This is a genomic window from Bradyrhizobium sp. Leo170, from assembly GCF_004296405.1.
Classification (GTDB): Bacteria; Pseudomonadota; Alphaproteobacteria; order Rhizobiales; family Xanthobacteraceae; genus Bradyrhizobium.
The window spans coordinates 23489-30068 of the sequence record NZ_PSRR01000074.1 but is presented as its reverse complement, the minus strand read 5'-3'; the positions used below and the strand labels follow the sequence as shown (position 1 = coordinate 30068).

Sequence of the window (6580 nt, the reverse complement as noted above, 5' to 3'; positions counted from 1 at the left end):
CCCGTCCGCCGCGTCCCACTCGGTCTTGAACTGGCTCCAGTTATCCTGATAGCGGATCGCGCTGTCGAGCACGTTGTAGTTCTTGAACCGCAACGCGTCGTCGATTGCGCCGTTGATCAGCGGTGTGCCGAAATAGCGCGAGGGGCTTCGATTGCCGTAGTCGTTCGAGAGTGTGAAAGCGAGATTTTCGGCGGCCTGGACCCGCACCGCGGCCGAGATCGCCAGATTCGATGTCTCGTCGCGGTCAACCCAACCGTTCGACATGTTGCCGACGGCATTGACGCGATAGGATACGTTCGGATTGATCGGGCCGCCGCTATCCACTGCAATGCGTCGCGTCGTATTGGTATCGAGCGACATCTCGGCATCGTTGTAGGGCGTCGTGACGGGTTTTTGGGGATCACATTGATGATCCCGCCAATCGCGCCTTCGCCGTACAGAACGGAGGCTGGCCCGCGCATGATCTCGATGCGATCCGCCGACCACGTATCGAATGGAAAGGTCACGGTTCCGGCACCAACATAGAGGCGAGTGCCGTCATAAAGCGTCATCACCGAATTGCTTCCGGTGAAGCCGCGTGTGCTGAACGAGAGGCCGCCATTACCGGGGGCCGGGCTTGCGGTAAAGCCCACTGCGTTCTGGGTGACCGCGTCCGTGATACTATGCTGGCCGCGTTCTGCGATGGTCTGCGAGGTGATCGTTTCGACGCTGGCGGGCGTTTGCAGTGGAGTGAGGTTGAGGCGGCTGCCACTCGCGTTCTGCTTGTTCAGGCTCAGCGTCGGCGATGGCGTGTCGGATGTTGCGATCGAGGGCGCGGCACTGCGTGCCGCTGCGCTCCGGCTCGACTGAGATCGCGCAGGTCGCGCTGCGGAAGTTGAACGCTGATGATTGAGACGCTTTGCCGGAGGCTTTTGCGGCTGGGTAACGCTGACCGGAGGCAAGACATGGGACGAATCAGGCTGCTGGGCCTTTGCAGAACAAGAGTGGAGCAGCACAATTGGGAGAAGGCATCCGAACGCGAGCGCAGCATGACGCTGCCTTGGGATAGTAACGATAGAGAGCACGAGCAGGCCTCGGTATGACGTCAGTGGCACGTCACAGCGAACGAGGTCTCGCTCGAACGTGCCTATGGCACGCTGGGCGAAAGCAATGTCTGTACTCCCCGACCGACATTTTCGCGTGTGACCACGGCTGACGGCAGGTCTCCTGGCTTGCGGGTCCTAACCTTTCGTCGCCTTCCCAGGACCGAGGCTCCCAGTGGCGTATGACGAAAGATTCGCCGCTTACAGTTGCGGGGGCAGCCGTGGCTTAGGGGAGAAGTCCCGCACCACGTTCCCTTTTGATCCCCGTCGAGGGGAACCGTCACTCGTGATCTACGGGGGTGTCTGAGCCGAAGTCAATCCTGTCATTGGGCCGGCATCAGGACACCGCGCGGATCCACGTCGCGGCGGAGGATGTGCAACTCTTCTGCTGTCGGCGCCTCGGTTTCGGGAATCGATGAAAGGTCGCCGAGGTCGAATCCGGTGGCGTCCTGCAGCTCCTGCCGGCTGACACCGCAGTGGATCGAGCGGACCTTCATGTGCCCGGCCTCGCGGTCGAAGTCGAAAAGACATTTGGGGGTGACGACCATGCAGGGGCCGCCCCAGTCAAGGCCGAGCTTCCTGCGCCCGTCGAGCCCTCCCGGGTAGCCGACGCCGGAGACGTAATCGACCTTCTCGACGAAGTTGCGCCGGTCATGGTGTGGCATCATCACATATTCGCGGCGGAACAGCGTCATGTGCTCGGGCTGCAGGATGGGGCCGACGAGGCGAACCTTGGGCCGGTCGTGCGGGCCGACGCAAACACTGTTGATGTTGCCGACGCGGTCCACCTGCACTGCACTGCTGAATCCGAAGCTTACATCGCCGCGTTTGAGCACGAACTGGCCCGGATAGTCGACCATCTGGGACTCGCACGGCAGGTCGCGCAGCATCGCGCTGTGCTCCGAGTCGGGCAGCCGGTCGATCTCGCTGAAGTCCGGGTTGTGGTAGCAGCCGGCGAGCAGGATGGTCAGGTTCGGCGCATGCATGCGCTTGGCGAGCTCCATGGCCGCAAGCGGGATGCCGGTCCCGAACAGGGCCGCCGCGGCGCCCGTGAGGAGACCCGTGAAGCCGACCTCGCGATCGGCAAAGCTGCGCGCCAGTGCGACGGCGAGCGTTTCGTTGAGGGTGGCGGGCGCGGTCATGCAAGGCTTCCGAGATCGGTGAGACGGGAAAGTTGGGCGGCGCCGAGCTTGTCCAGATAAGCGAAATGGTCTGCCGGCCGGCGGACCCAATCATCAAGGTATCCGGCGAAGGTGCCCTCGCTTGCAGAGGCCGCCACATAGGCATCGAGATGGGTATCGTCGGCGAGATATCGCCCCAGCGTAGGCGTCGGATGCGCGCCCCATGGGACCTCCACCACGGCGCTGATCCGATAGGAGGGCAGCTCCACGAAACGGGCATGCCGCTTGATGAAGGATTTCGGTACGATCTTTTCCGCCGTCACGATGACATGCTCGCACGAGCGGGCCATGAGCACGTCGCCGCTCTGCGGCAGCAGCCGCCGCGCCGGCGTTACGATGTTGCCCTGCTCGTCAGCCGCGATGGCGTGGATCACCACCACATCGGGATTTGCCGCCGGGAAAGCGTGCAGCCTGCGGCCGGTGATGGGGCAGGGGAATTCCTTGATCTCGTCGTTGTAGGTGACGACATCATTGCCGCCCAGAAACTTGGCCGGCCAGAAGTCGAAGCCATCCTGGTTGGCGCGGAAGCGGTCCCAGCAGGCCATCTCGGGATAGTCCACGACTTTGAGGCGTCCGCCTTCCACCGCGCGGCGATAGTTGCGTGCCAGGCCATGCTTCTCCAGCCCCACATAAGACGTTTCGACCTTCTTCAGGCAGCCGGCGCCTGCCAGCATGTCGACATCGAAGGAGTGAGCGGATCCGATGATCGTCAGGTCACGCCGGCCCTGGCGGATCAACTCGCGCACGAAGGCCATCGGTTTCTGATAGACGGCGAAGCCGCCGAGAGCGAGCCGGCAACCGTCGGGAACGCGTCCGGCGGCTTCCGCCAAGGTAATCAACTTCGAGGCAAGTGGAGCTTTGCTCATGCGAATCCGTCCGCACGTGTGCGCTGCCGGCGGAGCATGCTCCACCAGACGGCGAGGATGATGACGAGGCCCTGGGCGATCAGGAACACGATGGGGTCGATGCCGGCGAGAACCATGCCGTTGCGCAGCACGGCGACGAACATGACGCCGAGCACAGTGCCGATAAGGCGACCATAACCGCCATTCAGGCTTGTTCCGCCGACGATGACCGCGGCGATCACGTCGAGTTCGACGTGCTCGCCGACGGTGGCGCTGCCCGAGTTCAGCCGCGAGACGAGCATGATGCCGCCGATCGCCGCGAGCACCTGGACAATGATGAACACGGCAATGCGGATGCCTCGCACGGGCACGCCGTAGCGCGAGGCTGTGATCGGGTTGCCGCCGACGGCATAGAGGTGGCGCCCGAAGCGCAGTTGCGATAGCAGCAGCCAACCAAGTCCGATCGTGCCGGCCATGAGAACGACCGGAGTGGGCAGCCCGAGAACGGAGCCATACCATAGACTGTCGAGCGCCTTCGGCATCGGCCCGATGGTGAGGCCGTCGCTGACGTAGAACGCGACGCCGCGCAGCGCCGACAGCAGCCCCAGCGTCGTGATGAAGGACGGGATCGCCCAGAACACGCGCAGCGCCCCGATGAAGGCGCCGATGAGGACTGCAATGCCGACTGCGAGTGCGCTTGCGGTCACGAGCGACCAGCCGAGTTTCACGACCAGGAGCGACATCACGGTTCCGGCAAGGCCGACGGTTGCTCCCACCGACAGGTCGATCTCACCTGCGATGATCACCATCGTCATCCCGACCGCGATCATCGCGACGACCGAAGTCTGGGTGAGAAGCGTCGCGAAATTGGCCACGGTCAGGAAATTCGAAGCCGTCGCCGAGAAGTAGATGATGAGTACCGCCAGCGCGATGCCGACGCCGATCTCGGCGCGCCAGGAGGCCAGGGCCGCCTTTAATCGCGCAGGATTGATGCCTTCGCGAGGTTGGGCGAGCGTGCTGTTCATGGACATGAGTTCTCGCAGGAAGATTCGAGGGGCTCCAAGGAACTTCGCGCCTTAGTTGGACAACGAGCGCACGAGGTCCAGATATTCTTTCACCGGCTGCTGATCGCTCTTGGTGTAGAGCTTCACCGGCACGTTGACGTAGCGGGGCTGATTTTCGCCGCGCTTGGCCTTCACCGCGGTTTCAACCGTCAGATAGCCGATGCGGTAAGGCTGTTGGTCGGCGATCGCTTCCACCGCGCTGGACGGGTCGAGCAGCATCTGGGCAAGATCCTGGCTCATGTCGATACCGTACAGCTTGGTCTGCGTGTTGGCCCGGCGCGCTGCGGCTGCCGCTCCGGCGAGCGTGCCGGCGTTGGAGGCCCAGATGGCCGTGGTGTCAGGCTTGCGGCGGAGGATGTTCTCCAGGCCGTTCGCGCCCTCCTCGGGCGTGGCGCCGCTGACCTCGGCGACGGTCTCGTACTTCAAGCCTTCGAGAGCGGACAGGAAGCCCTGACGGCGGGGCTGCATGTTGGCGTTGATCGGCGGCAGCGTGATGATGCCGATCGAGGGCTGGCCGCCCTTGCTCTCCAGGTACTTGCGCAGCTCCTTGCCGACCGCGGCGGCCAGTTCGTGGCTGTCGACGCCGATCGAGTGGCTGGCGATCGAAGCATCCTCGAGTCTGGTATCGTACTCGACGACCATGATGTTGCGGTCCTTGGCCCGGCGGGCGGACGCGACCGAACCCTGCTTGTCGAGCGGCGGCATGATCAGCACGTCGACTCCACGGGTGACGAAGTCCTCGATCACCTGGCCCTCGGTCGGCAGCTTGCGCTGGTTGAGGCCGAACGTGATCGTCGCGCCGTATTTCGCGGCCGCGTCGCGCATGCCGCGCTCGATCTGCTGCCAGTATTGCGAGTCACGCGAGTAGATGATCGCGCCGATGGTGATCTTGTCCTGTGCCTGTGCAGGCATCGCCGCGGCGGCCGCGGCCAGCGCGAGCATGGGTGCCTTGAGCCAGCGTATAGCGAACATGTAGTCCCTCCCGATAAGGGCCGGCCCTTGGCGGGGGCATCGGCCCAGAACGTTTCCGCCGTAGGGCTGCTACTCCGAAAACGATTTCCGAAAAACGTTTCTGCACACTACTTGATCAGGCCCTCTCGCAAAGGTCAACCGCTAAGACCGCTGTTCCGGGCAGGTCGGCCAGCGCAGCATGGCGCCACGGGGCCGAATGTTTCGTCGGCATCCGAGGTCCAGCGCGGGCGCCGTAAGCCCCTCATCCGATCACGCGCTTTCCGAACAACTCATCGCAGCGTTCTCGGGGCCAGCCGAGCCACTCGGCAGCCACCTCGCTTGTGTGCTCGCCGACGAGAGGGGAAGGTCGGCGCACGGCGCCCGGTGTCTCGCGCAACGTGACCGTGATCCCGTGTGTCGGATATGCGCCGGCGCGTGGATGATCGACCGTCAGGATCTGGTTGCGGGCCTTGAGCTGGGGGTTCTCGACCACGTCTGCCATTGTGGAGACCTTCGCACAGGGCACACCGGCGCGGTCCATGGCCTCGACCACGGCGTCGGCGGTGTGTCTGCTGACCCAGGCCTGGACTTCGGCCTCGATCGCCGATGCGTTCGCCACGCGCGCCTTGACGGTGGCGAAGCGCGGATCCTGCAGCAGGTCCTCGCGTCCCATCGCGGTGACCAGGCGCTGGAACAGCGGATCGGTGCCGGAGGCGATATGCACCCAGGCGCCGTCCGATCCCTTGAAGGTGTTGACTGGTGATGTGTAGCGGTCGCGGTTGCCCTGGCGGCTCATGCTGCGGCCGAGGACAGCCTGCTCCGGGATCGCCGTCATCAGCAGGCTGGCTGCGCTCTCGAGCAACGTGGCCTCGACGAGCTGGCCCTTGCCGGTCTGCTCGCGGGCGGCAAGAGCGGTGAGCGCTCCGATGGTCGCGTAGAGCGCGGTCGTGTAATCCACCACGAAGGTGCCGGCCATGGTTGGCGGCCCGTTCGGGTCGCCGGTGAGCTCCATCAATCCGCTCGTCGCCTGCGCGATCACGTCGAAGCAGGGTCGTTGCGAGAGAGGCCCGGTCTGCCCGAAACCCGAGATGCGCACCATGATGAGCCGCGGGTTGAGCGCGTGCAGCGCCTCCCAGCCGCAGCCCATCTGCTCCATCGTTCCCGGACGGAAGTTTTCGATCAGGATGTCGGCCTTGCCGGCGAGCTCGCGCAGCACCTGCTGGGCCTCAGGCTTGCGGAAATCGAGCGCGAAGCTGCGCTTGTTGCGGTTGTACGTCATGAAATAGACGCTCTCGCCGCCGAGCTTCGGCTCGTTCTCGCGGGTGTCGTCGCCCGAGTCGAGGCGCTCCACCTTGACGACGTCTGCACCGTGATCCGCAAGCTGCATCGCGCAGAACGGGCCGGCGATGAAGCGCGACACATCGAGGACCTTCAATCCCTGTAGCGCACTGAACATG

Annotated in this window: 5 protein-coding genes, 2 pseudogenes and 1 riboswitch; all 7 genes and pseudogenes read right to left on the bottom strand. The window is 64.3% G+C overall.

From position 1 onward, the window contains the following. Window positions 1–360: pseudogene (locus CWO89_RS49540) on the bottom strand (TonB-dependent siderophore receptor); the annotation flags it as partial. Between the two features lie 110 nt (window positions 361–470). Further along, window positions 471–683: pseudogene (locus tag CWO89_RS49535) on the bottom strand (TonB-dependent receptor plug domain-containing protein); the annotation flags it as partial. Between the two features lie 496 nt (window positions 684–1179). Continuing rightward, window positions 1180–1379, bottom strand: a riboswitch (cobalamin riboswitch). A 26-nt stretch (window positions 1380–1405) separates the two neighbouring features. After that, window positions 1406–2224, bottom strand: a complete 819-nt coding sequence (locus tag CWO89_RS15385) for a hypothetical protein (RefSeq protein WP_130579641.1) — start codon at window positions 2222–2224, stop codon at window positions 1406–1408. Beyond that, entirely contained in the window at window positions 2221–3129 is a 909-nt protein-coding gene (locus CWO89_RS15380; protein ID WP_130579640.1) for a CoA transferase subunit A, read from the bottom strand. The genes CWO89_RS15385 and CWO89_RS15380 overlap by 4 nt, the downstream gene beginning before the upstream one ends. Next, a complete protein-coding gene (locus tag CWO89_RS15375) occupies window positions 3126–4139 on the bottom strand; it encodes an ABC transporter permease (protein WP_130579639.1) in 1014 nt (337 codons plus the stop codon). The genes CWO89_RS15380 and CWO89_RS15375 overlap by 4 nt, the downstream gene beginning before the upstream one ends. 45 nt (window positions 4140–4184) lie before the next feature. Then, entirely contained in the window at window positions 4185–5114 is a 930-nt protein-coding gene (locus tag CWO89_RS15370; RefSeq protein WP_165421171.1) for a sugar ABC transporter substrate-binding protein, read from the bottom strand. Between the two features lie 271 nt (window positions 5115–5385). Continuing rightward, on the bottom strand, window positions 5386–6579 hold the full coding sequence (locus CWO89_RS15365) for a CaiB/BaiF CoA transferase family protein (protein ID WP_165421170.1): 1194 nt from the start codon (window positions 6577–6579) through the stop codon (window positions 5386–5388). Window position 6580 lies beyond the last annotated feature (1 nt).

Excerpts from the sequence above, each read along its gene's own strand:
- CWO89_RS15385 (WP_130579641.1), bottom strand. The coding sequence starts at position 2,224 with ATGACCGCGCCCGCCACCCTCAACGAAACGCTCGCCGTCGCACTGGCG.
- CWO89_RS15380 (WP_130579640.1), bottom strand. The coding sequence starts at position 3,129 with ATGAGCAAAGCTCCACTTGCCTCGAAGTTGATTACCTTGGCGGAAGCC.
- CWO89_RS15375 (WP_130579639.1), bottom strand. The coding sequence starts at position 4,139 with ATGTCCATGAACAGCACGCTCGCCCAACCTCGCGAAGGCATCAATCCT.
- CWO89_RS15370 (WP_165421171.1), bottom strand. The coding sequence starts at position 5,114 with ATGCTCGCGCTGGCCGCGGCCGCCGCGGCGATGCCTGCACAGGCACAG.
- CWO89_RS15365 (WP_165421170.1), bottom strand. The coding sequence starts at position 6,579 with ATGTTCAGTGCGCTACAGGGATTGAAGGTCCTCGATGTGTCGCGCTTC.